Origin of the sequence: Moraxella sp., from assembly GCF_030525845.1 — a bacterium.
In the GTDB taxonomy this organism is placed as follows: domain Bacteria; phylum Pseudomonadota; class Gammaproteobacteria; order Pseudomonadales; family Moraxellaceae; genus Moraxella.
Genome location: NZ_JAUNDY010000002.1, coordinates 76,289 through 100,522, shown reverse-complemented (window position 1 = coordinate 100,522; position 24,234 = coordinate 76,289). Strand labels below are relative to the sequence as shown.

General features: G+C 44.8%; 18 protein-coding genes. 5 read left to right on the top strand and 13 right to left on the bottom strand.

All coding sequences use genetic code 11. From position 1 onward, the window contains the following. Positions 1 to 448 precede the first annotated feature (448 nt). Positions 449 to 3,847 (top strand): Rne/Rng family ribonuclease, encoded by a 3,399-nt coding sequence (locus Q4B79_RS01440; RefSeq protein WP_303084645.1) that lies wholly within the window; start codon positions 449 to 451, stop codon positions 3,845 to 3,847. A 144-nt stretch (positions 3,848 to 3,991) separates the two neighbouring features. Here Q4B79_RS01440 and Q4B79_RS01435 read toward each other — a convergent pair whose 3' ends face one another. The 6 genes from Q4B79_RS01435 to uvrA form a co-directional block, all read right to left on the bottom strand. Further along, positions 3,992 to 5,518: a fumarate hydratase gene (locus tag Q4B79_RS01435; RefSeq protein WP_303084644.1), complete on the bottom strand. Its 1,527-nt coding sequence runs from the start codon at positions 5,516 to 5,518 to the stop codon at positions 3,992 to 3,994. Positions 5,519 to 5,671: 153 nt separating this feature from the next. After that, positions 5,672 to 6,820, bottom strand: coding sequence for an AAA family ATPase (locus Q4B79_RS01430; protein WP_303084643.1), 1,149 nt, complete (start codon positions 6,818 to 6,820; stop codon positions 5,672 to 5,674). Between the two features lie 48 nt (positions 6,821 to 6,868). Beyond that, positions 6,869 to 7,627 carry a tRNA threonylcarbamoyladenosine dehydratase gene (locus tag Q4B79_RS01425; protein WP_303084642.1) on the bottom strand — a complete coding sequence of 253 codons (759 nt, stop codon included), beginning with the start codon at positions 7,625 to 7,627 and terminating at the stop codon, positions 6,869 to 6,871. 16 nt (positions 7,628 to 7,643) lie between these two features. Then, on the bottom strand, positions 7,644 to 8,489 hold the full coding sequence (locus Q4B79_RS01420; protein WP_303084641.1) for a TatD family hydrolase: 846 nt from the start codon (positions 8,487 to 8,489) through the stop codon (positions 7,644 to 7,646). A gap of 72 nt (positions 8,490 to 8,561) precedes the next feature. After that, positions 8,562 to 9,446, bottom strand: coding sequence for an NTF2 fold immunity protein (locus tag Q4B79_RS01415; protein ID WP_303084640.1), 885 nt, complete (start codon positions 9,444 to 9,446; stop codon positions 8,562 to 8,564). Continuing rightward, positions 9,446 to 12,304: an excinuclease ABC subunit UvrA gene (gene uvrA, locus Q4B79_RS01410; protein ID WP_303084639.1), complete on the bottom strand. Its 2,859-nt coding sequence runs from the start codon at positions 12,302 to 12,304 to the stop codon at positions 9,446 to 9,448. The genes Q4B79_RS01415 and uvrA overlap by 1 nt, the downstream gene beginning before the upstream one ends. Positions 12,305 to 12,337: 33 nt before the next feature. Between uvrA and metN the strand changes: the two genes are divergently transcribed. Then, positions 12,338 to 13,507 carry a methionine ABC transporter ATP-binding protein MetN gene (gene metN / locus Q4B79_RS01405; protein WP_303084638.1) on the top strand — a complete coding sequence of 390 codons (1,170 nt, stop codon included), beginning with the start codon at positions 12,338 to 12,340 and terminating at the stop codon, positions 13,505 to 13,507. Beyond that, positions 13,497 to 14,186 carry a methionine ABC transporter permease gene (locus Q4B79_RS01400; RefSeq protein ID WP_303084637.1) on the top strand — a complete coding sequence of 230 codons (690 nt, stop codon included), beginning with the start codon at positions 13,497 to 13,499 and terminating at the stop codon, positions 14,184 to 14,186. Before metN ends, Q4B79_RS01400 begins: the two co-directional genes overlap by 11 nt. Before the next feature lie 52 nt (positions 14,187 to 14,238). Here the strand turns inward: Q4B79_RS01400 and Q4B79_RS01395 are convergent, their stop codons facing one another. Continuing rightward, positions 14,239 to 15,003, bottom strand: coding sequence for an ABC transporter substrate-binding protein (locus Q4B79_RS01395; protein WP_303084636.1), 765 nt, complete (start codon positions 15,001 to 15,003; stop codon positions 14,239 to 14,241). 273 nt (positions 15,004 to 15,276) lie between these two features. Here Q4B79_RS01395 and Q4B79_RS01390 point away from each other — a divergent pair, with 273 nt between their 5' ends. Both Q4B79_RS01390 and efeO read left to right on the top strand, forming a co-directional pair. Next, on the top strand, positions 15,277 to 16,149 hold the full coding sequence (locus Q4B79_RS01390) for a MetQ/NlpA family lipoprotein (RefSeq protein WP_303084635.1): 873 nt from the start codon (positions 15,277 to 15,279) through the stop codon (positions 16,147 to 16,149). Positions 16,150 to 16,279: 130 nt separating this feature from the next. Then, complete coding sequence (efeO, locus tag Q4B79_RS01385) at positions 16,280 to 17,158, top strand: iron uptake system protein EfeO (RefSeq protein WP_303084634.1); 879 nt, start codon at positions 16,280 to 16,282, stop codon at positions 17,156 to 17,158. Between the two features lie 51 nt (positions 17,159 to 17,209). On the opposite strand, the gene Q4B79_RS01380 is transcribed toward efeO, so the two are convergent. The 6 genes from Q4B79_RS01380 to ubiG all read right to left on the bottom strand — a co-directional run bounded on the left by Q4B79_RS01380 (position 17,210) and on the right by ubiG (position 24,003). Then, on the bottom strand, positions 17,210 to 18,937 hold the full coding sequence (locus Q4B79_RS01380; RefSeq protein WP_303084633.1) for an FTR1 family protein: 1,728 nt from the start codon (positions 18,935 to 18,937) through the stop codon (positions 17,210 to 17,212). Positions 18,938 to 18,940: 3 nt separating this feature from the next. Beyond that, positions 18,941 to 20,167 carry an iron uptake transporter deferrochelatase/peroxidase subunit gene (gene efeB / locus Q4B79_RS01375; RefSeq protein WP_303084632.1) on the bottom strand — a complete coding sequence of 409 codons (1,227 nt, stop codon included), beginning with the start codon at positions 20,165 to 20,167 and terminating at the stop codon, positions 18,941 to 18,943. A gap of 109 nt (positions 20,168 to 20,276) precedes the next feature. After that, a complete protein-coding gene (locus tag Q4B79_RS01370) occupies positions 20,277 to 21,593 on the bottom strand; it encodes a hemolysin family protein (RefSeq protein WP_303084631.1) in 1,317 nt (438 codons plus the stop codon). A 45-nt stretch (positions 21,594 to 21,638) separates the two neighbouring features. Next, positions 21,639 to 22,400, bottom strand: coding sequence for a YciK family oxidoreductase (locus Q4B79_RS01365; protein WP_303084630.1), 762 nt, complete (start codon positions 22,398 to 22,400; stop codon positions 21,639 to 21,641). A gap of 143 nt (positions 22,401 to 22,543) precedes the next feature. Continuing rightward, entirely contained in the window at positions 22,544 to 23,236 is a 693-nt protein-coding gene (locus Q4B79_RS01360; protein WP_303084629.1) for an HAD family hydrolase, read from the bottom strand. Beyond that, positions 23,233 to 24,003: a bifunctional 2-polyprenyl-6-hydroxyphenol methylase/3-demethylubiquinol 3-O-methyltransferase UbiG gene (ubiG, locus tag Q4B79_RS01355; protein WP_303084628.1), complete on the bottom strand. Its 771-nt coding sequence runs from the start codon at positions 24,001 to 24,003 to the stop codon at positions 23,233 to 23,235. Before ubiG ends, Q4B79_RS01360 begins: the two co-directional genes overlap by 4 nt. Between the last annotated feature and the right edge of the window lie 231 nt (positions 24,004 to 24,234).

The window sequence follows — 24,234 nt, the reverse complement described above, 5'->3', positions numbered from 1 at the left end:
GTTTAGCACGTTGCTCCATAAAGTGATGAGAAAAGTGCGAATTTTACCAAAAATGGTTTATTGTTTAAAAAATTTGCACATAATTTATCTTTTAATATATTTAATCAATCACAAGCAACCCACGACATTTTTTATTTTATTTGCACATCAAGGTGCGTAAGAATTTTATCCACACCCCCACAAAAGCACAAGACAAACACTGCTTTTGTAGAAATCGGCGGTTTGGACATCATCGGTGCAAGCGATGAACGACAGATTTTAGGGCTACCGCCCACCAATTTTTAGGCGTTGAACTGATTTGGCGAAACCCGCCAAATGGGTTTTGTTTTTCATGTATGATTTTTAGCCAAGTCGATTGGCAAGGTATTTTGGCACAAACCCACCCACTTTTGTCTATATAGGCAACGCCCTTCTTACTACCTTGATGTTTACTTTTTTAAGGAACATCATGAAACGCATTCTCATCAACGCCACCCACAACGAAGAGATTCGTGTGGCACTTTGCAAAGACAATCACCTGTACGATTTTGACCTAGAAAATCGCACCCGTGAACAAAAAAAAGCCAACATCTACAAAGGTCATGTTACCCGTGTTGAGCCATCACTTGAAGCCGTATTTGTCGAATATGGCTCGGCTCGTCAAGGCTTTTTGCCTTTGCGTGAAATCGCCCCTGAATATTTAAAGGGCAATCCTAGAAATGACAACATCAGAGACCTTATCAAAGAGGGCGATGAAGTCATCATCCAAATCGAAAAAGAAGAGCGTGGTAACAAAGGGGCGGCGGTTTCTACTTATATTTCGCTGGCGGGTCGCTACCTCGTCCTCATGCCAAACAACCACAAGGCAGGTGGTATCAGCCGTCAAATCTCTGGCAAAGTCCGTGAGGAAATGAAGCAAATCATCAATAGCCTCTCTATCCCACAAGGCATGAGCGTGATTGTGCGTACGGCTGGGATTGGCAAGGGTTTTGAGGATTTGCAAAATGATTTGAACCACTTACTTGACATCTGGTCATCTATCCTCGAACAAAACCGCACTCGCCCAAGTCCTTGCCTTGTCCATCAAGAAGCAGGCGTGGTTACTCGTGCGGTGCGTGATTATCTGCGTGATGACATTGGCGAGGTGTGGATTGACAGCGAAAACGCCTACAATGAGGCTGCCAATTTTATCGCCTCAGTCATGCCAAATCAGATGAGCAAACTGCGTAAATACATCGACCACGAACCGCTGTTTGTGCGTTTTGGCATTGAGCGTCAGATTGAAAGTGCGTATCAGCGTGAAGTTCGTCTGCCCTCTGGTGGTTCTATTGTCATCGACCAAACCGAAGCAATGGTTGCCATCGACATCAACTCCGCCAAATCCACCAAAGGCTCAGACGTTGCCGAAACTGCCTACCACACCAACTTGGAGGCTGCCGAAGAAATCGCCCGTCAGCTTCGCCTACGTGATATGGGTGGACTGATTGTCATTGATTTTATTGACATGAACGACCCCGCCCACCAAAAAGAAGTTGAAAAACGCCTCATCGATGCCACTCGCTACGACCGTGCCAGAGTGCAGTTTGCCGAGATTAGTAAATTTGGTCTTATGGAGATGAGCCGTCAACGCCTACGCCCCTCATTGGAGGAGGCGACAGGATATCTTTGCCCTCGTTGTCATGGCAATGGCATGATAAGAGATTTGCGTTCACTTGCCCTCTCCATCATGCGTCAAATCGAGCAAATCGCCCTAAAAGAACGCTATGGCGAAATCCAAGCCGAAGTACCGACCGAAATCGCCGCATTTTTACTTAACGAAAAACGTGAAAGTTTGGTGTATTTAGAGCAAGATTCTGGCGTGCGTGTTACCATTTTGCCTCACGCCCACCTAGAATCCCCCAATTTTAGCCTGCATTTCAATCCTGATGGCTTTGCCCCAGCCAGCTATGAGCGTATCATGGACGTGGAGGAACGTGAAAATGTTGAGCGTGGCTACGAGGTAAATTGGCAAACCAAACATGACGAGCCAACCACCACCACCAACCGCTGGCAACAAGCCGATAGCCATAGCAAGTCCCACGCTGAAAAACCCACCGACAAAACCAAATCCAAAAAAGTCGAGGAAGCACCCACACAGCCCCAAGCGGTGGCTTGGCTATCCAACCTATTTGCACCAAAACCACAGGCTCGCCTAGCTCATGATTTTGGCAGTCATGACGCTGCATCAGCCATTGAGGCGTTGGTCAATGGTGGTGCAACGAGCTTGGGTTCATTTGGCAACATTCATCTGCCAGAATCCAAAACAGAAAAACCCACTCCAAAAGTTAGCGAAAAAACAGAACGCCCTGCTCGCACAGAGCGTGATGATAAAGCCAAAAGAAAACCAAAAAAAGAAGTTGTCGAAAACAACAAACAAGACAAAACCGCCAAACGTGATGAGGTAGTCGCCGAAAAAGAAAAAAGCGAGAATCGTAAAAAAGAGCAAAGCCACCCAAAACGTGAAGCAAATTCGCAACGTGAGCCACGAGGCGAGATCGTGCGTGGCGAAACCCTAAAACCCAAAGCCGCCAATAAACCCGAACCAAAAACCCAAGAAAAACCCAGCAACCCAAAAGAGCAGGTTTGTACAGAAAAAGTGGCTGACACCAAGCCTCAAAAGCACACAAACCCCAACGATGTTGTGATTCATATCAATCCTAGTGCCAGTGCAGACGCCACTACCACCAAAACTGTGCATATCTCTTTGGACGGCAGTAAAGAAGCTGATCGCGCCGAAACACCAACCACAGAAGGTACTATCGAGACGACCAGCAATCGCACACCCAAGAAAGAAGACGCAACCTTGCCAACACCAACTCATCATGAGGATAAAATCAGTCCAGCTACTGACACCTCAAAGGCAGATGACCATCACACGTTGGCCATCCATGATGCCGTGCAAGATGATTTTACACCAAGTGCCGAGCACTTGATGGCGTTATCCTGCAAAACAGGCAGAGCCATCAACGACCCCAGAGTGGTGGCAGATGTCATGCGTGAGCAGATGTCTTTATCTGCACCGGCAACAACCATCCCGCACGCCACCATCACAGGTACAGCAGGGCAGTTCGTTGAAGCGGTATTATCTGGCGAGTTGTCAGATGATTGGCGTGAGAATTTTGTTACTCATTTTATTGCAGCGGTAAATAGATTTGCCCTGCAAAACACCCAGCACCAAAACTCACTTACCACGCCAATGCTTAGTGAGTCGGATTTTGAGCGTGAATTTGCCAAGCAGTTTGCCAATTATGGATACGCACCACTATCTGGCGAATACCTGACGACATTTACCAAGGGCATCAGTGCTGATGGTGCATGGCATACTAAGCAAGGTAAAACTCATGCCACGCCACACCCAGTAGTCGAACGTGCCATCAATGACCCACGTGGACAACCAAGCAAGCAAGCAGAAAGTATCAATCAGGTCAATACTGACGAGAAAATGCCCAGTCAGGAGCGTACCACCGTCAGCAATGAGCCACCTTTGATGCCCACTTCATCAGAATCTGAGTCTGTGCTCGAACTACTCATTAAAACCCTCGATGAAATCATCAATTCTGCCAACAGCCAAGAGGGCGACACCCAAAAATCCACACCAGCAAGCTACAAAGACATGATAGAAAATGTCTCAGGTCAGCTTCTACAACCAACTGGGATTTTGAATTTAGTGGCCTCCAAAAAGCCAAAAGCGACCAAACCAAAAACCCCAAAAACGCCCAAAGCACCCACCAAGCGTACCTCCAAAGCCGCTCAAAAGGCAGAAGTGGTAAAACGCCCAAAAGCGGAAACCTCCACACCGCCAAATGAGGCTGACCTACCTCAGTCCTAACCATAAAAACACCCCAAAGGTTGTCTAACTTTTGGGGTGTGGCTCAATAGGGTTGGGGGTGTTTTATATTGCAAGCAAAAGCCTTACACTTCTAGTTTTTATTGAATAAAAAAAACAGCCCATGGCTGGACTGTTTTTATTGGTTTATGCTTCCACCACAGGAATTTTACCAATCTTAGCCTGCCAAATCTTAGGGGCGGTGGCGTGTACCGATACGCCATCACTATCTACGGCAACGGTTACAGGCATGTCTTTAACCGTGAATTCATAAATCGCCTCCATACCCAAATCAGCAAAGGCAACCACTTTGGCTTCTTTAATCGCCTTAGACACAAGGTAAGCCGAACCACCCACCGCCATCAGATACACCGCTTTGTTGTCAGCGATGGCTTCACAGGCGATTTTGCCACGCTCAGATTTACCAATCATGCCAAGTAGCCCTGTCTGTTCAAGCATTTGACGAGTAAATTTATCCATACGAGTGGCAGTCGTTGGCCCTGCTGGCCCTACCACTTCATCACGCACAGGGTCGACAGGTCCGACATAGTAGATGAGTTTGTTGGTAAAGTCCACAGGCAGTTTTTCGCCCTTATCTAGCATATCCACCATACGTTTGTGGGCGGCATCTCGCCCTGTGTAGATTTTACCGTTAAGAAGTAGCACATCGCCTGTTTTCCAAGTCGCCACTTCCTCTTTGGTAAGTGTATCGACATTGACACGCTTGCCATTGTCAGGACTGTAAGTAATGTCAGGATAAGCATCTAGGCTTGGTGGTTCTAAGTTTACCGCCCCACTACCATCTAGCTCAAAATGCACATGGCGAGTAGCAGCACAGTTAGGAATCATCGCCACAGGTTTGGAGGCAGCGTGTGTTGGATAATCCAAAATCTTAACATCAAGTACGGTAGTTAGACCACCCAAACCCTGAGCCCCAATACCAAGTGCGTTTACCTTTTCAAAAAGTTCAAGACGAAGTGCCTCAACAGTAGATAGCTCCTCGCCACGCTCAGCTTTGGCTTTAAGTTCGTGAATGTCCACATGACTCATGAGACTCTCTTTGGCAAGGAGCGTCGCCTTCTCTGGCGTACCACCAATACCAATGCCTAAAATACCAGGTGGACACCAGCCAGCACCCATCGTAGGCACGGTTTTTAGCACCCAATCCACAATGCTGTCAGACGGATTGAGCATGGCAAGTTTGGACTTGTTTTCACTACCACCCCCTTTGGCAGCACAGGTAACATCTACCTTGTCGCCTGCCACAATTTCCATGTGAATCACCGCAGGGGTGTTGTCTTTGGTGTTGGTGCGTTTGCCTGCTGGGTCAGCGAGTACAGACGCACGCAGGGTATTGTCAGGGTGCGTATAGGCACGGCGAACACCTTCGTTGACCATGTCCGCCACGCTCATGTCAGTGTCCCATTGGACATTCATGCCCACTTTCAAAAAGACAGTGGCAATGCCTGTGTCTTGGCAAATTGGACGCTTGCCCTCGGCACACATACGACTGTTTACCAAAATCTGAGTCATGGCATCACGAGCTGCTGGGTTTTCTTCACGCTCCAAAGCTTCGCTTAGGGCTTTGATGTAGTCGGTAGGATGATAATAACTGATGTATTGAAAGGCATCAGCGATAGACTGGATAAAGTCTTCTTTTTTAATAACGGTCATACTTACGTCCTTTTGGCTGGTTAATACTGGCTAAAAATGCATAAAGCGGAGTCATTGTAGCACAAATAACACCGCTTTTAAATGTTTTTTACATGGCAACATTGACACGATGAGATGATTAATTTAATAAGATTGCAAAATCTAAAAAATAAATCACACAAATCCAAAACCCACTTTTTTATCATCAAGGGTTTTAAACTCTTTTTCATCAATGTTGGTTAATTCTGCCAAGGTCATTTCTTTGTCAATGGTGTTATTTTTACCAATGGATTTCATGTAAGTTTGACATTTTTCAATGGATAATTTGTCAAATTTATATTCGGCAATCAGTCGCCCACGTCTTAATAACGCATGGTCTATATCCATCAAATCAGCATTAAAGGTACAAATAAATTGGCATTCTAAAACATCGGACAATATCCCGTCAGCGATGTTTAAAATAATACCCACCACATCGGTTTGATTGCCACCACCGACACGCTCGGCAATGTAATTTTCGCAATCTTCTAATACCAATACCGAATTTTTTTGTTCAATGAGCATGCTCATGAATTCAGGTTTGGCAAGTTCGCCAATCATGTTGTTTGGCACAAAAATAAAATCTTTGTCAGGGATTTGGGCGGTGAGCCATTTGATGTAATTGGTTTTGCCTGTACCTGCCAAACCGTGCAACAATACCATGCCCTTTTTGGAGCAAGATAACTCCTCTTGAATTTTATGATGTACAGGCAAAAAGTCATCATTATACATAGTTTTTAAATCTAGTACATAAGGCTTAATGCCTTGATGTTTAAATACCAAATCTTTACCCTCTTTTAAGAGAAGTAAAATTTTACTTTCTTGGGAATTATATTTTTGCAAATATTCATTAAAAAATGTTCGAATATTATTTAAAGAATTTTCATTTCTTGGGTCATAAAAAATATGCTCAACCCTTAATAGCCCAGATTCAAAAATGGTCTTGTCATATTCATTACTCAAATCCTCACTTGCCACAATGAATAATTCAAATTTTTCATAAAAATAACACACCTCACGCTCATAAAAGTGATTGTTCTTTTTATCAAACGCCACAGGATGATAATCGGTACATTTAACAAAATCCACCAATCTGTCTTTTTTCATTACCATGTCAGAAAAATCCACACTTGGCAATGTTGATGACAATAACTCATAATAAGGATTGTCATAAGTTGATGTGATATGCTCCAAATCTTGGGAAATAATCTGGTATTGTTTGTCTATATAACGCTCATTAAAAATCTTTCTTGGGCGATGATATTGAGATGTTAAAATTTTCATATATCAACCTTTATTTAATCTGTCATTGCATTTACAAAAAAAATTCAATCATGATTTGCCAATCATCTTTAAGCACTCTGCCACCATGACCATGCCCACCGTACTCGTTACCGATACTGCCGAACCATAACCCCCACAACGCAAGCCACTTTGGCAAGCGGTTGCCATTTTTAAGGCTTCTGAGGAATAAACGCATTTAATGCCGAATTTGCGTTTTAGGTCTTTGTTGATGTTTTTGTCTTTGAGATTTTGGCGTAATTTGGCAAGTAAGGGGTCTTGATACACGTCTTTTAAATCCGCCACTTTAATTTGTAGTGGGTCAATTTTACCCCCCGCCCCACCCGATACAATGAGTTTGACTTTATTAAAACGGCAATATAATGCCATTGCCAATTTGGCATTCATGTCATCGACACAATCCAAAATGATTAAGGATTTATTTTGATTTTTATAATCATCAATCATGGCTTGATTGGGTAAAATTTCATTGACATTATCCGCCGTTAGAAATTCATCAATGGCGTTTATTTTAATCTCTGGGTTAATGCCTTTGGCACGATTTGCCATAGCGTCAATTTTGCTTTCGCCAAATGTCTCGGTTAGGGCAGGTAATTGGCGGTTGACATTACTCTCCACCAACACATCCATATCAATGAGCGTCATCTGCCCAATGCCTGTGCGTGCCAAACCTTCTACCACCCATGAACCCACGCCACCCACACCAACCACATAAACATGAGCGTTGGCAAATTTCTCAAAATCATCGCCATATAAAGTGCGTGTGCCTGTAAATCTACGGTCAATCATAATCATACCTTTTATATCAATTATTAGGATAAGCAAAATTTACTTTTAATGCGTCATTGCTATTTTGCCACAGTTCATAAGATAATTTTTCTTTATCCATATCAAACAAAACTGATAATTCATTAATGACGTGAATTAAATTTTTAGGCTCATTAAAATAGCTATCTCCATGCTGACATGGTAGAGGCATCATATCAGGACAATCAGTTTCTATCACAAATGATGATATGCCGTATTTGTCATAAACAGTTTTGACGGCTTGGCGTAATTTTTTGGCATTAGGATTAGTGATTTGTCCTGTAATGCCAAGTTTAAAACCCATATTAACAAAACTCACCGCTTCATTTTCGCCACCACTAAAACTATGAGCGATGCCACCTTGATTATTGGCATTGTATTTTTGTGTTTTTAAAATTTTTAATACATCAGCATGTGATTTACGAATGTGTAATAAAATGGGCAAATCATATTGTTTAGAAAACTGTATTTGCTCTATAAAAAAATGTTTTTGTTTTTCATAAATCATCTCATCTTTTAATTCATTGGGATAAGTATCAAGACCAATCTCACCAATAGCGATATTTGGATAACTTTTTAAATAATTATCCAATAAAACCAAATCATTATCGCTATGTTCAATAATATACAAAGGGTGCAAGCCACACGCCAAATGATGAATGATTGGATAATGTGTATCGGCATATTGTTTGATATTTACCATTCTATCAAAATATCTTGCTAAATAGCCAATTAATACCAAATGACGCACGCCATTGTGATAAGCGGACGTATTAAATTCATCTCGCCTGTCGTCATATTCTGGTACATCAAAATGGGTATGGGTGTCAAATAAATACATCATATTCCTGAGTGTCTTAATATATTTTAATAAAAAATGCTAGGGGTTTTTAAAAAAATTTCTTAACCACACCAGCTATGGCGTATATGATACCCATTTATAATCAAATTTAATTTGCATTTTATCAAATAACCACAAATCGTCTGCTTGGCGAATGCACAAAAAGCGGTGGGGTATATCCTGCCCATCTTCGGTATAAAGATAAATGCGATTTTTACTGACATATTCGCTGTCCACGATTTTATGGTCTTGATAACTACCGCCACTTTGTAAATGCATTCTTTGAGTATTGTGCCAACTTTCGGTAAAAAATTGCCGATAAATCTCTGTACTTTTTTGTATCATTTCATCATTAAAATCTGGCTCGGCAAGTGCTTCCCAACGATGAATGGCTTCAAAAAATGCCAATAAATGTGCAGTAACTTTTGCCAAATCATCGGCATTAACAGGCGTTTTGTTCTTTTTGGCAAATTCACGCTGACTGTGGCGAAATTTAGCCAATTGCTCGTCCGAAAATTGCCCACCCCGAGCAACAGGGCGAATGTGTGGGTGCTTGGCAAGTGTCAAAAGTCCTTGCCAAGTGATTTTTGTGCCTTCAATCAAAAAAGCGGTGATATTGGAAATTTGGGCAATCAAAGGCAAAATGGTGTCATCAAGCTGGGTATTTTCTGCCCAAATGACTTCCAATTTTTTATGCCCTGCAAAATGACAAAAGCCTTGCCCTGTAATCGCAGTTTCACTCATAAATAAATGTGCTAATTTTGGAAATGTTGCCAAATAGGCTAAGGTTTTATCAGTAATTTGTGTGCCAATTAAATTCATATTGACAATTTGCTCAGTAGCGATATTTTGACAAAGATAAGCAATGTCGTCATCGGTAATGGGCATATTTTCAAAGTTAATATTATAAGTATCAACCAATCCATCTTTTTTGGCTTTTTCCAAATCAAATGATGACATTACTTTTTCTCCGTTAAAACATTTTTTAAAAATCTACCTGTATGCGACCGCTCATCATCTGCCACCGCCTCTGGTGTGCCAGTTGCCACAATCTGACCACCGCCATCTCCGCCTTCATAGCCTAAGTCCACCACCCAATCTGCCGTCTTAATCACATCTAAATTATGCTCAATGACCACCACCGTATTGCCACGGTCTCGCAGGGTGTGTAGGATTTTTAAAAGTTTGGCAATGTCCTCAAAATGCAGTCCTGTGGTTGGTTCATCTAGGATATACAGCGTTGCCCCTGTGTCTCTTTTGGCAAGTTCTTTGGCAAGTTTGACCCTTTGGGCTTCGCCACCAGAGAGCGTGGTTGCCGATTGCCCCAAGCGAATATAATCCAAACCCACTTCTGCTAAGGCTTGCAGTCTTCTATGAATGGCTGGAATCGCCTCAAAAAATGCCAAAGCCTCTTCCACCGTCATATCCAGCACATCAGAGATGGATTTGCCCTTGTATTTGACCTCTAAGGTTTCACGGTTGTAGCGTTTGCCATTACAGGCATCGCACGGTACATACATATCAGGCAAAAAGTGCATTTCCACCTTAATCATACCATCGCCTTGACATACTTCACAGCGACCGCCTTTGACATTAAAGCTAAACCGCCCTGCCTTATAGCCCCTCGCCCTTGCATCTTCGGTTTGGGTATATAAATCCCTGATTAGGGTAAACACGCCTGTATAAGTGGCTGGGTTACTTCTTGGCGTTCTGCCAATCGGCGATTGGTCAATGTCCACCATCTTATCCAAATAGTCAAGCCCTGTGATTTTATCATAGGGTTCTGCGGTCAGCGTGGTGGCATTGTTCAAAGCCGTTGCCGCAAGAGGCATTAGCGTGCGATTGATTAAGGTGGACTTGCCAGAGCCTGATACGCCTGTAATACAAGTCATTGTTCCCAAAGGAATTTTTAAATCCACATTTTTTAAATTATTACCCCTTGCCCCCAAAAGTTCCAAAAACGCAGGAACTAATTTACCCTTTTTCTCAATTTTCATTGCCCCGTGGCGAACTTTTGGAATGTCAATTTTTTTAATCCCTGCCAAATATTGCCCTGTCAAGGAATTTGGGTTTTTGGCAATCTCATCGGCTGTTCCTGTGGCAATCACTTTTCCGCCGTGCACGCCTGCCCCCACGCCAATATCCACCACAAAATCGGCACTTCTGATGGCATCTTCATCGTGCTCTACCACCACCACCGTATTGCCCAAATCTCGCAAATGGGTCAAAGTTTCAATCAAGCGGTCATTATCCCTTTGGTGCAGACCAATGGACGGCTCATCAAGCACATACATCACGCCCATCAAGCCTGCCCCAATTTGGCTTGCCAAGCGAATCCGCTGGGCTTCTCCGCCTGACAAAGTCTCCGCACTTCTTGCCAAAGTCAAATAATCTAAGCCCACTTTGTTCAAAAAGCCAAGCCGTTCACGAATTTCCTTAAAAATCTTATCAGCAATCTCGCCCTTATGCCCACTTAGCTGTAAATCTTGATAATATTCAAAGGCTTGACCAAGTGGCATTTTGATAATATCGCCAATGCCCTTGCCGTCCACTTGCACACTTCTGGCAATTTCGTTTAGTCGCACACCATCACAAGCATCGCAAGTGGTATCCGATAGGTATTTGGCAAGTTCGTCCTTGACAAGCTGGCTTGTGGTGCTGTGATAACGGCGTTCAAAATAGGGCAAAATCCCTTCAAAGGGGGTGTCTTTACTGACCTTTTTGCCTCGCTCATCGGTAAAGGTTAGGGGGACTTTGTCTTTGCCAGAGCCATTTAAAATAAGGCTTTGAGATTTTTTGGGCAAGTTTTGCCAAGGCTTATCCATATCAATGCCAAAATGATGGCAAACTTGGGTCAAAAGGTTAAAATAATAAGCGTGGGTCTTATCCCAACCAACAATCGCCCCTTGATTTAAGGACTTTTCAGGAAAGGCGACAATCTTATCAGCACTAAAAAAGGAGCGTTTGCCAAGCCCATCACAAGACGGACACGCTCCGTGTGGGTTGTTAAAGCTAAATAAGCGTGGTTCAAGCTCGCCCACCGCCCTATCACAAATGGGGCAGGCGTGTTTGGCGGACAAAATCTGCTCTGCCCCATCGTCCAAATGGTGCAAAATGGCAATGTCGCCACCCAATTTTAACGCTGTTTCTAGGCTTTCAGACAAACGATTGCCCAAATCGGTGCGGACTTTGAACCTATCTACCACCACCTCAATGGTGTGTTTGTAAGTTTTTGCCAAAGTGGGCAAATCGTCCGTATCGTAGATAGTGCCATCAATGCGAACCTTGGTAAAGCCTTGTGCCAAAAGCCCATCAAGCAAGGCGGTGTGTTCGCCCTTTCGCTCTTTGACAATGGGGGCTAAAATCATAAGCTTAGTATCAAGGGGCTTGGCAAGAATCAAATCCACCATTTCAGAAACCGTTTGGGCGGTCATTGGGGCGTTGTGTTCTGGACAAAAAGGCGTGCCAACCCTTGCAAACAAAAGCCTTAGATAATCATAAACTTCGGTAATTGTGCCAACGGTGGAACGAGGGTTGTGGCTGGTGGATTTTTGTTCAATGGCAATGGCTGGACTAAGTCCATCAATGCTATCCACATCAGGTTTTTCCATTTGCGATAAAAACTGGCGAGCATAGGCGGACAGGCTTTCCACATAACGGCGTTGCCCTTCGGCATACAAGGTATCAAAGGCAAGGGACGATTTGCCAGAACCTGATAGCCCTGTGATGACCACCAATTTGTCTCGTGGAATGTCAAGGTCAATGTTTTTTAGGTTGTGGGTTCTTGCCCCTTTGATGCTGATAAAATCGTGTGCCATGACGTACTCTATTTTTTTAAAATTGTCTTTAATATGAGGGCAAAAACAAATTTTAAAACCACACACACCGCCAAATCCCAAAGTTTATCCATCGTTTTATTTGCCAATATTCCATGCTATAATGAGCCATTTTTTAAAATTTACCCCAAAATCAATATGATAACTCTCACAGGCGTTAGCAAAACGTTTACCATCAAAAAAGACGGCAAAACCCATGAATTTACCGCCGTCAAACCCACCGATTTGACCGTAGAAAAAGGCGAAATTTTTGGCATCATCGGCTCATCAGGGGCAGGCAAATCCACGCTCATCCGCTGTGTCAACCTCCTAGAACGCCCCACCGAAGGGCAGGTGTGGGTGGACGGTGTGGACTTGATGACGCTTGATAACACAGGTCTCATCAAGGCTCGCCGTCATATCGGCATGATTTTTCAGCAATTTAACTTGCTAAGCTCTCGCACCGTCTTTGACAACGTCGCCCTACCGCTTGAACTGTCAGGCACACCCAAAGACACCATCACCCAAAAAGTGAGCGAGCTACTGACGCTGGTGGGTTTATCCGACCGTCAGCACGCCTATCCTGCCAGTCTGTCAGGCGGTCAAAAACAACGTGTCGCCATCGCTCGTGCCTTAGCCACCAGCCCCAAAGTCCTGCTGTGCGATGAGGCCACATCTGCCCTAGACCCTGCCACCACAGGGGCGATTTTGGATTTGTTAAAAAAAATCAACCGTGAGCTTGGTATTACCATCTTGCTCATCACGCACGAGATGGACGTGGTCAAACGCATTTGTGATAAAGTAGCGGTCATCGATAAGGGCGAAGTCATCGAACAAGGCACGGTTGGGCAGATTTTTGCCAACCCCACCACCGAACTTGCCAAAAGCTTTATCCGCTCCACCTTTCACATCGGACTGCCTGATGAATTTATCCAAACACTCAGCCCTACTCGCACGGACGGTGCTTATCCTGTGATACGCTTTGAGTTTACGGGCAATTCGGTGGACAGTCCGCTTTTTTCACAAGCAACCACCCAGTTTGGCGTGGCGTTTAATATCCTAACCTCCCAGATGGATTATGCAGGTGGCGTTAAGTTTGGTTTTACCATTGCTGAACTCATGGGCGAAGCACACGCCTGCGATGAGGCATTGGCGTTTTTGACAGACCATCATGTAGGGGCGGAGGTACTTGGTTATGTGGCATGAATTCTTACAAAACTTCGCCAATCAGCTGACCCCCCAGATGTGGCAAATGGTTGGTAAATCCACCTTTGAGACCATCTACATGGGACTTACTTCGACTGGCTTAGCAGTTGCATTTGGCATACCTTTGGGGATTTTGACATTTTTGACCAGTCAAGGGCAAATCCTCGAAAACCGCCCCCTATCTGCCATCTTTGATGTCATCATCAACATCGGACGTTCTGTGCCGTTCATCATTTTGCTCATTATTTTACTACCCTTTACTCGCATGATTGTAGGGACGACACTTGGTACAACCGCCGCCATCGTCCCTCTTGCCATCACTGCCCTGCCTTTTGTGGCAAGGCTTACCGCCAACGCCCTATCCGAAATCCCCACAGGACTGACCGAGTCAGCTCATGCGATGGGAGCGACCAACTGGCAAATCGTAACCAAATACTACCTGCCCGAGAGTCTCCCCACACTCATCAACGCCATCACACTCACGCTCGTTACGCTCATCGGCTACTCAGCGATGGCAGGCGTAGTCGGTGGGGGTGGACTTGGCAACCTCGCCATCAGCTACGGCGAACATCGTGGCATGGTCTATGTCAAATGGGTAGCCACCGTCATCATCGTGGCGATTGTGATGATTTTTCAGTGGTGCGGAGACAAGCTGGCAAGACATGTCGACCATAGATAACCCAAAAAAACCGATTAAATTCACATTTAATCGGTTTTATCGCCTATAAGGTTTATTTGATGTCCCATTTGGCTTTTAGTTTATCATACTCGCCACTCGCTTTGATTTTGGCAAGACCTTCATTGATTTGGGCTTGAAGTTCGCCATTGCCTTTTTTGAGGGCATACCCCAAAGGAATGTCTGCATCATTGGTAAATGCTACTACTTTGACCTCATTAGGATATTTGGCAACAAAATGCTCTGCAATCACGGTATTGACCATCGCAGCGTCCGCCTCTTTGGTGATGACTGCTTTGATACTCATCCAAATGGTCTTGGTATCCATGATATCATTGGCCTTACTGCGTGCAAACTCAGCAAACGCCGAGTCAGGCTGTACCGCCACACGCTTATCACGCAAATCCTCGCTTTTGGTGATGGTACTGTCTGTTGGCACGACAACGGCGTATTTTGCAACAATAAAGGGGTCGCTAAAATCCCATTTTTGTAGACGCTCCTCTGTCATGATAATACCAGAACCCGCCACGTCTACATTACCCTCATCTAATTGAGGAAATACTTGTTGCCAATCCATCGGCAAAAACTCCACCCCAAATCCCTGTTCATTGCCGACAGCTTCGAGCACATCAGCCTCAAAACCTGTTACTCGACCCTGCTCTCCTGGCACGATTAAGGGGGTAAATTCTCGCTCAACAGCGACGCGATAGATTTTTTGATGTGCCACATCAGGTGCGTTAGTGGTTACCGCAGGGGGGGGGGGTTGTATTTGATGTGGTTTGAGAGCCATCGTTACAGGCACACAAGGCAAGCACGCCAAGTGCCATCGCCCATTTTTTCATGAGGTTATCTCCTAATTTTACTAAATTTAGACATGAAAAAAAGGCTAAAAAAAATTAGCCGTCCACTGAAACCTAATAACAATTATGTTATAAATTTCAAAGACATAATAACATATCACTCCCCAGAGTTCAAGAAGCCTGACCGACATCTGGGTAAATCTTTTGATTTGGCATTGTAAAACCCAAGTACATCAGCTAAAATAACCTACCAGCTGTTTAATTTACTCCCTTATCAACCAACAGGAACTTTCATGAAAGCAAGTAAAATTTTTAGCCTTTGTGCCATCGCATCAGGCATTGCCCTAGTAGGCTGCGGCGGCGACAAACCCGCCCAAACCGAAACCAAAGCAGAAACCACTACAACAACTGCCAACGCCACATCTGATTGCCCTGCTGGCGAAGCTGGTAAAATCAAAGTAGGCGTGATGAGTGGTCCTGAGCATACTGTTGCCGAAGTAGCCGCCAAAGTCGCCAAAGAAAAATACGGCTTGGTGGTTGAGTATGTTGAATTCAACGACTACGCACTACCCAACCCCGCTACCTCTAAATGCGACCTAGATGCTAACGCCTTCCAGCACAAGCCTTATCTCAACGAAGAGATTGAGAAAAAAGGGCTTAATAACCTTGTCGTTGTGGGTAACACCTTCGTTTATCCACTGGCAGGTTATTCCAAAAAAATCAAAACCATCAGCGAGCTTAAAGACGGTGCCAACATCGCCGTACCCAACGACCCATCAAACCTAGCACGTGCACTCATTTTGCTAGAAAAACAAGGTCTTATCAAATTAAAAGACAACACCAACCTATTCTCAACTTCGATGGACATCGTCGAAAACCCCAAAAACCTAAAAATCGTTGAAGTGGACACTTCTGTCGCCGCTCGTGCATTAGACGATGTGGATTTGGCGGTGGTTAATAACACCTATGCAGGTCAAGTGGGCTTGACTGCCAATGATGGTGTGTTTGTCGAAGACAAAGACTCTCCTTATGTCAACATCATCGTTGCTCGCACCGACAACAAAGACTCCGAGGATATCCAAAGCTTCGTTAAAGCTTACCAATCTGACGAAGTGGAAGCCGAAGCCAAAAATCAATTCAAAGATGGCGTTGTCAAAGGTTGGTAAGACACAAATTCCCTTAATACAAGTTAAGGGAATTTTTTTGACTATCCATTACCACATTCGGTTGTCATAACCATCGATTTTTAATATAATAAGAGTTATCATTTTCATTAATCCTGATAAGGAGACCATCATGAAACTTACCCCAATTGCCTTAGGCTTATTTGCAGTATCGATGCTTACTGCCTGCCAAGAACCAGCCTCACCACCTGCTGACACCACCAAAGTCGCCCAATCCCAAACAGACACAGCAACCACCCAAGCTGATGCTCCTACCAGCGATACTGATTTATCCGCTGAGACAGCCGAGTATAAGGCATGGGTCGAAGGTCAAATTGACAACCTCCTTGCTGATACCGAAAAATTTGTGGCGTTTTTAAAAGAAGGCAAGCTGGACGAAGCCAAAGCCATCTATCCGCTGGCTCGCATGTATTTTGAACGCAGTGAGCCAATTGCTGAGAGCTTTGGTGACCTTGACCCACGTATCGATAACCGTGAAGCCGACCTCGAAGAGGGTGAGGTTTGGACAGGTTTTCATGCCATCGAAAAAATACTTTGGACCCAAAACACCACCAAAGGCACAGAGGAGCTGGCAGACCAACTCATCGCCGACATCAAAGAGCTTCGTGCCAAAATCCCCACCGCCGAAGTTACGCCTGAGCTGATGATTCAAGGTTCGGTTGATTTGTTAAACGAAGTTTCTACCACCAAAATTACAGGCGAGGAGGAGATTTTTTCAAAGACCGACCTTTATGACTTTAAGGCAAACATCGAAGGTGCCGAAAAAATCTTTGAAATCCTAAAACCCAAACTTACCACCAAAAACCCCGAGCTGGTTAAGACCTTAGAAGAAAGCTTTGGGACGGTCAATACCTTGCTTGACAAGCATAAAGTTGGCGATAAGGACTACAAGCCCTATACCGAACTGACTGATGAAAACACCAAAGAGCTGGCTGAGGCAGTCAATAAGCTGGGCGAACCACTGAGCCAAATGGGCATCATCATGGAATAACCCAAGATTGCTTAGATGACAAAGCACCGATTATCGGTGCTTTTTTGAGGTTTATTTTTGGGTCATTTTCCTTTGATTATGGTAGATCATAATAACAACCGCCACCACATACAGCCCCTGCATCATTATCCCTTGTACACTTGGATAAATACCCAACAACGGCACGGCGACAAAATCAAGCACATTTCTAGGCAGATGACCCGTCAGTTGCAAGGCGGAGATGCTCACACCCAAAATCTTAAACCCAAGTGCATAAATGAGCCATGTTAGTATTTTAAACAAATGCGGAATGGGTAATTTGACCGACGTTTTTGCCATGATAATCGCCACCACCGCCAAAATCATGAGTGTCACACCAATCCCCATGACAAAATCACTCATGGCGATGCTTGGCAAAATCCCTGCATAAAACAAAATCGTCTCCGCCCCCTCTCGAAACACCGACAAAAACGAAAGCCCAAACAGTCCTGCCATACTGCCTGTGGAGAGTGCCACGCCCATGTGTTTGTTGATGTAGGAATTCCATGCTTTGACGGAGGATTTGCTGTGTAGCCATACTCCCACGCCAATCATCATGACCACCGCAAAAATCCCCACCACGCCCTCTAAGGCCTCACGGTTTGCTCCTGAGGTCATGGCAGGGAACAGTTGTTGTAAGGCGACCGCCCCCACCAAGCTCGCCACAAGTCCTGCTCCCACGCCTGCAATGACCCATTTTTTGCCTTTGGGTTGATTGGCTACCGTGAGTGCCGTCAGCAGTGCCATGACAATGAGCAAAGCCTCAAGCCCTTCACGGAGCAAAATCAACATGGCATCGACCCACGAATAGCGAGCATTGGGGTTGATGACTTTTAACCGCTCTATTAGGGCTTTTAGATTGGCTTGGCTTGATTTGTCGCCCTTTGCCATGATGATGGGAATTTGGCTTTCAATGTCGGTGTAGAGCTTGGCGTCTCGGGTACGCACATCGCCCTCTATCGTTGCCCAAATTTGGATAAATTCGCCCAAATGAGCTTGGGCATTTGGCAAATTACCTTGACCTAACTCGTCCAAACCACGTTCAAGCAGCCCAACCCCATACGCCAAATCCACCTTTTGTTCATTGGGGTTGGTCTGTACTTCATCGCCTTGATTGTAACTGTCAATGGTTTTGGTCAATATCGCCAAATGCTCACCCATCATGGTGGTGTTCGGTGGGCTGTTTTCGATGCCGACACGTATCATCGCCATCGCAGTTTCGATTTTGCCATAATGAGCCATGCTGGTATTACGCACGACTCGCTCGTTTGCTACCCATGTGCGGTTAAAGACATCATAGGCTGATTTGACGGTGGCGATGTCGGTTTTGGCATTGGCAAATGCATCTATCTCTTGACTTAACTTATCAAGTGCAGGCGTGATTTTTTTGGCAAAATTGGCTCGTTTGGCAGTATAATCAACAGGATTTTGTTCTTTTTCATAAGCATAGAGCTGGACGGATAGTTGCTTTAAGGTTTGTTCGCTAGGGTTGGTTCTGGCGGTGTTTAAGGCATTTTGCACATCATAAAACAAGGCACTTTGTCTGGCGTCATCTTTGGCAATGCTCATCAGTTCATTTTCAATGAGTGCCAAATCATCTTTGGCTTTATCCATCTCGCCATTTTTAACCGCCCCCATTGCGTCTGACAAAGGGATAAATACAGGGGAGAAATTGAGTTTTTCACTCTGATTGTCTGCAAAGGCAGGCACAGACAACATCAAGGCAGTCAGCCAAATTGCCAAAATTTTTACCAGTTTCATCACTCAATCCTCAAACAACGCCTGCCCCAAGTACTCGCCTTCTTTGACCCCCCCAAAACACACAAACAGTCCACTACCAATATGCGTGGTGTACTCGGTCATTTTATCAACGTTGCCCAGTGCGTTTTGTATAGCGATAAACTGCATGGGAGATTTTTGAAAGCTGATAAATAACAATCCTGCATTAAATTGCCCTGTTTTGGTGTCAATACCACTACTGTACGAATACGAACGGCGGAGCATTTGTAAACCTGTGCGTTTTGCAAGACCCATGTGAGTGGGTTCGGCGATGACAAGATTGCCGTTATCGTCTTTTGCGTTCAAATCAAACTCATCAAACTCGCCAGCTTTACCAATGCTTGCTCCTGTACCTCTATGTCGCCCAAACGTATCCTCTTGCCCCATCAGACTGGTTCTATCCCATGTTTCAAGATGCATTTGGATAATGCGTGCCACCAAGTACGTGCCGTTTTTGAATGCCCCATCACCAATCCACAACCATTTATCGGATTCTTTTAGGGTGTTGGCATTTGCCGTACCGTCCTTAAAGCCAAACAAATTGCGTGGTGTTTCACTGACATCATCAAAACTGGTATAGCCTGACTGCGACCATTTCATCGTGATATGACTACGAGCTTGGCGGACGAGCTGACGCACCGCATGAAAAGCAACTTGTGGGTCTTCACTGCACGCCTGTATACAAATATCGCCCCCTGATAGCTCGGGGCGGATTTGGTCTCGGGGGAATTTGGGTAAGTCGCTAAATTCTGGTGGAGCTTTGTGTGCTAGGTTTAATTTTTTTAAAAATGACGGACTAACCCCAAAGGTCAGCGTCAGCCCATACGCCCCCAAACTGTCCGCCTCGCCCGTGTCGGCGGGTGGGACGTGAGGATTTTTGGTGTAGGGCTTGATGTTATCGCCTTTGGTAAGCTTGGCACTAGACGCTGTCCAGTCCTTAAAAAGTTGCTTAATCGTCTCGATATCAGTCGTGTGCAAATCCGCCACCAAAAAATAAATATGGCGTTGGGTGGGCGTGATGATGCCTGCTTGGTGCGTACCATAAAAATCGTAGGTTAAATCAGCAAAGGGGTGTCGGTTTGTGGATTTGGTGTCGGTGGGACTATTTGTAGGGCTGTTTTTGCTGGCATTATCATGGCAAGCAGTCAATACCCCTGCTCCAACAAGGGCAGTCGCTCCCATTTTTCCTAAAAAGGCACGGCGGTTGGTCATGGTGTCTCCCCTCATTAAATCAAAATGATATGGATTAGCATTTAAAGCATTTGTCATAGTATAACACTTTATGATGTATTTGGCACAAAAAAAGAGCGATGAACGCCCTTTATTCTTTGTCCGCCTCATCTGTACTGACAGACAGTCGTGTTACAAGCACTTGGTCGATTTTATAATGGTCAATATCCACCACTTCAAATTTAAAATTTTCATGCATGACAAAATCAGCAGGGCGTGGGATTTTGCGGAGGCGATACATGATAAAGCCCGCCAATGTCTCGTAGTTGTGCCAATCCTCAAACTCCTCCACATCAAGTGCGTGCTTGACATCATCAATGGGCGTACTGCCGTCAATGAACCATGAATTTTCATCACGGCGAATGATTTGTTGTTCCTCCTCAATCGGAGCAACCCAATCGCCCATCACCGTCATCATGATGTCAGACAAGGTAATTACGCCAACCACAAGGGCATATTCGTTGATGACGACCGCAAATTTTTCTTTGCTGGCACGAAATTTATCCAGTAGCTCCGATAACGTCAGCGTGTCAGGGATAATGAGTACGTTGCGAATGGTGGATTCATTGAGCTGGACAAAGGATTGGTTATTCAGCAGTCGCACCAAAATGTCTTTGGTGTCGACATAGCCGATGACTTGGTCGATGTTTTGATTGCACACCAAAAATTTAGAATACGGATAATCAGCGATTTTTTGGCGGATACTTTCCTCAGACTCGCCCAACACAAAAAACACCACGTCCTCACGCACGGTCATGGACGATGGCACAGTACGCTCTTCAAGCTCAAAAACATTTTCAATAAAATGCTGTTCTTGTTGGAGTACCACGCCCGCCTCTGCCCCTGCGTCCATGATGGCGGACACATCATCAAAGGTAACACTTTCCTCCCGCACCATATTGATGTTAAAAATACGAAAGGTCAAATTGGCAATGCCATTGATAATCCAAACAAGGGGTTTGAGCACCTTAATCACCCAAAGCATGGGATTGATAACCGCCAACGCAACCCTTTCGGGGTTAATCATGGCGATACGCTTAGGAATCAAATCAGCATATAAAATAAAAATCAGGGTAACTACCGCAAAAGACAAGAAAAACGCAATGTTATCCGTCCACTGTCCGTCATAAAACTGACGAATAATCATGGCAAAATAAGGACGTAACGCCCCCTCACCCACCGAACCACCCAAAATGGCAACGGCATTTAGACCAATCTGACTGGTAGCAAAAAAATCGGCAGAATTTTCCTGCAAGTGCATGATTTTGTCAGCACGAACATCGCCGTTTTCGGAGAGGTTTTTGAGTTTGAGTTTTCTAGCCCCAGCAAGTGCAATTTCAGAAATCGAAAAAAAGCTAGATACCAAAATCAAAACAGCGATTAAAAATAAATTTTGTAGTAAGTCCATAGGATTGATATGGGGGCAACCCCATTGTATTGTGATTGTGAATAATTATTTGGGTTGGCATGCTATTACTTGCCCCTTAACGCCCACTGCCTCATCAGTCATTAGATAGACATAAGGCGACATGATTTCTTCGGGGGTTTTTAGGGTCTGAGGGTTTTCCCCGGGGAAGGCATGAACACGCATGTTGGTGCGAGTTGCCCCTGGATTGATGCAGTTAAAACGTAGGGTGGTGTGGTTTTTGGTTTCTTCGGTAAAAATCGTACACATGCCCTCTATCATCTGTTTGGATAGGGCGTACGCTCCCCAAAAGGGGCGAACTTTTGCCACGCCACTACTGGTAAACACCACCGACCCACTGGGCGATGACATCAGCAAGGAAAACAGGGCTTGGGTCAGCATAAAAACGGACGTGCTATTGACACGCATGACCTGCTCAAAGGTGATGGGGTCGTACATTTCAAGTGGGGTTAATGCCCCCAAAATCCCTGCATTATGAAGCACGCCGTCCAGTCGCCCAAACTCTTTTTGGATAAGGTTGGCAAGCTCGTTCATCTGGGCAAAAGTCGCCTTTTCTAAATCCATCGGCAAGATGGCAGGTGTGGCAAGTCCCATGCTCTCAATGTCGTCATAGATGACTTCGAGCTTTTCTTGGGTTTTGCCAAGCATGAGGACGGTTGCCCCAAGTTTAGCATAAGTATAAGTCGCCACTTTGCCAATGCCGTCTCCTGCCCCTGTTACTAAGATGATTTTGTCTTTTAAGCAATCGGCTTTGGGGGTGTAATTACGAATGTGGTCGTGGTTTTGCATGGGTTGTCCTATCATTCAATGTAAAAGTGCCACAAACTTTTTGGGCGTAAAGTGCGTACAACGCACCATTTAATATCCAGTCCCAAACTGGTGCATGTTACGCACCTTACGGTTTATGGTGATTTTTAATGTTGTGCTTATCTTTATGGATTGAGAGCTTGCATAAGCCATTTACTAAGCTCTTGTGGTGTCTCCACCAACACATCTGCCCCCCAGTCTTTGGGGTTTTCGTCAGGGACGATATAGCCAAACCCTGCCACGGCAGTTGTCATGCCTGCCGACCGTCCTGCCTCAATGTCTCGGACGTGGTCGCCGATATAAATGGCACGTTTGGGGTCGATGTCAAGCTGATTGCACGCCAAAAACATTGGTTCGGGGTCGGGTTTAGTGTTTTTGACATCATCGGGGCAGACGAGTACCGCACAGCGTTTGGCAAGGTCTAATTTATCCAGTAAATTTTCTGCCAAATATCTAGGCTTGTTGGTTACAATGCCCCATGCGATGCCTTGATTTTCAAGGTTTTTTAATAAATTATCCAAACCGTCAAACAGTCTGCTATCCACGCAGATGTCTTGTTCGTACAAATCCAAAAACTCCTGACGATAAGCCAAAAGTTGCTCATCTGTATCCGCCACATCTGCCAACACATCGCCAAACATCAGTCGCACCATTGCCCTAGCTCCTGCCGAGACTTGCTCACGAATGGCGGTGTCGGTAGGGCAAGGGTGGTTGTGTTTGGCACACATTACCCGAATGATGCGGATAAAATCAGGGGCGGTGTCGATGAGTGTGCCGTCTAGGTCAAATAGGACGGCTTTGATGTTGGGCTGGCTCATGGCTTTTCGCCTTTTGTAAAAGACATCATATAATTGACATCAACATTGGCATTAGACAACCAAAAACGCTTAGTGATAGGATTATAATGCAAGCCTGTCATATCAAAACGCCCAAACCCTGCCCCCACCGCCATGCTGTCTAGCTCGGCAGGCGTGATGAATTTGTGAAAATCGTGCGTGCCTTTATCCACAAGGCGTAGCACATATTCTGCCCCCACGATGGCAAATAGGTAGGATTTGGGGTTGCGGTTGATGGTGGATGCTACAAACACGCCATTGGGTTTTAACAGCTCAAAACACGCTCGCACGATAGCAGATGGGTCTGGAACGTGTTCTAGCATTTCCATACAGGTAACGACATCAAAAGTGCCAGCTTGCTCTTTGGCAAGCTCCTCTATCGCCACACAGCGAAAGGCGAGGCTGTCGGTCATGCCTGTACGCTTGGCATGAATCTGCCCTGCTTGTAAGTTTTCTGCTCCCAAATCCACGCCCAGTACGTCCGCCCCACGCACCGCCATAGAGTGCGATAAAATGCCACCGCCACAGCCGACATCAAGGACTTTTTTGCCATTTAATTTTGAGCCAAAAAAGGCGTACGTTTGGTCCTCTATCCAGTCAAGTCGCAAAGGATTGATGTCGTGCAAGGATTTAAATGCTCCTTGCCTGTCCCACCATTCGTCCGCTAGGCGAGTGAATTTGCCAATTTCGTCAAAGTCGGCATTATTAAATGTGGTATTTGTGTGAGCGTGGTTGGTTGTGCTATTCATGGTATTTCCAGTTTTTTACGTGTGCCTATCTTATCATTTTCACGTCTTTTTGACTAGGGTATGGCGATTGGTATCGTGAGCACAAAAACCACAAAAATGATGGTTTTTTAAGCAGATTTAATAAAATTTTACATAATACAACGCTTGGTTAAGAAAACTATCACCCATTTTAGATAAAAATAAGTTAAACTATGCAGTAATTTATTTGATGTTTTTATTTTTAGGACTTAT

Bases quoted from the DNA above. Each gene is read 5' to 3' on its own strand.
- Q4B79_RS01400 (WP_303084637.1), top strand. From the start codon at position 13,497: ATGTGGCATGAATTCTTACAAAACTTCGCCAATCAGCTGACCCCCCAG.
- Q4B79_RS01420 (WP_303084641.1), bottom strand. From the start codon at position 8,489: ATGATGTATTTATTTGACACCCATACCCATTTTGATGTACCAGAATAT.
- Q4B79_RS01380 (WP_303084633.1), bottom strand. From the start codon at position 18,937: ATGAAACTGGTAAAAATTTTGGCAATTTGGCTGACTGCCTTGATGTTG.
- Q4B79_RS01370 (WP_303084631.1), bottom strand. From the start codon at position 21,593: ATGGACTTACTACAAAATTTATTTTTAATCGCTGTTTTGATTTTGGTA.
- Q4B79_RS01390 (WP_303084635.1), top strand. From the start codon at position 15,277: ATGAAAGCAAGTAAAATTTTTAGCCTTTGTGCCATCGCATCAGGCATT.
- Q4B79_RS01435 (WP_303084644.1), bottom strand. From the start codon at position 5,518: ATGACCGTTATTAAAAAAGAAGACTTTATCCAGTCTATCGCTGATGCC.
- Q4B79_RS01425 (WP_303084642.1), bottom strand. From the start codon at position 7,627: ATGATTGACCGTAGATTTACAGGCACACGCACTTTATATGGCGATGAT.
- uvrA (WP_303084639.1), bottom strand. From the start codon at position 12,304: ATGGCACACGATTTTATCAGCATCAAAGGGGCAAGAACCCACAACCTA.
- metN (WP_303084638.1), top strand. From the start codon at position 12,338: ATGAGGGCAAAAACAAATTTTAAAACCACACACACCGCCAAATCCCAA.
- Q4B79_RS01440 (WP_303084645.1), top strand. From the start codon at position 449: ATGAAACGCATTCTCATCAACGCCACCCACAACGAAGAGATTCGTGTG.
- Q4B79_RS01415 (WP_303084640.1), bottom strand. From the start codon at position 9,446: ATGTCATCATTTGATTTGGAAAAAGCCAAAAAAGATGGATTGGTTGAT.
- Q4B79_RS01430 (WP_303084643.1), bottom strand. From the start codon at position 6,820: ATGAAAATTTTAACATCTCAATATCATCGCCCAAGAAAGATTTTTAAT.
- ubiG (WP_303084628.1), bottom strand. From the start codon at position 24,003: ATGAATAGCACAACCAACCACGCTCACACAAATACCACATTTAATAAT.
- efeB (WP_303084632.1), bottom strand. From the start codon at position 20,167: ATGACCAACCGCCGTGCCTTTTTAGGAAAAATGGGAGCGACTGCCCTT.
- Q4B79_RS01360 (WP_303084629.1), bottom strand. From the start codon at position 23,236: ATGAGCCAGCCCAACATCAAAGCCGTCCTATTTGACCTAGACGGCACA.
- efeO (WP_303084634.1), top strand. From the start codon at position 16,280: ATGAAACTTACCCCAATTGCCTTAGGCTTATTTGCAGTATCGATGCTT.
- Q4B79_RS01365 (WP_303084630.1), bottom strand. From the start codon at position 22,400: ATGCAAAACCACGACCACATTCGTAATTACACCCCCAAAGCCGATTGC.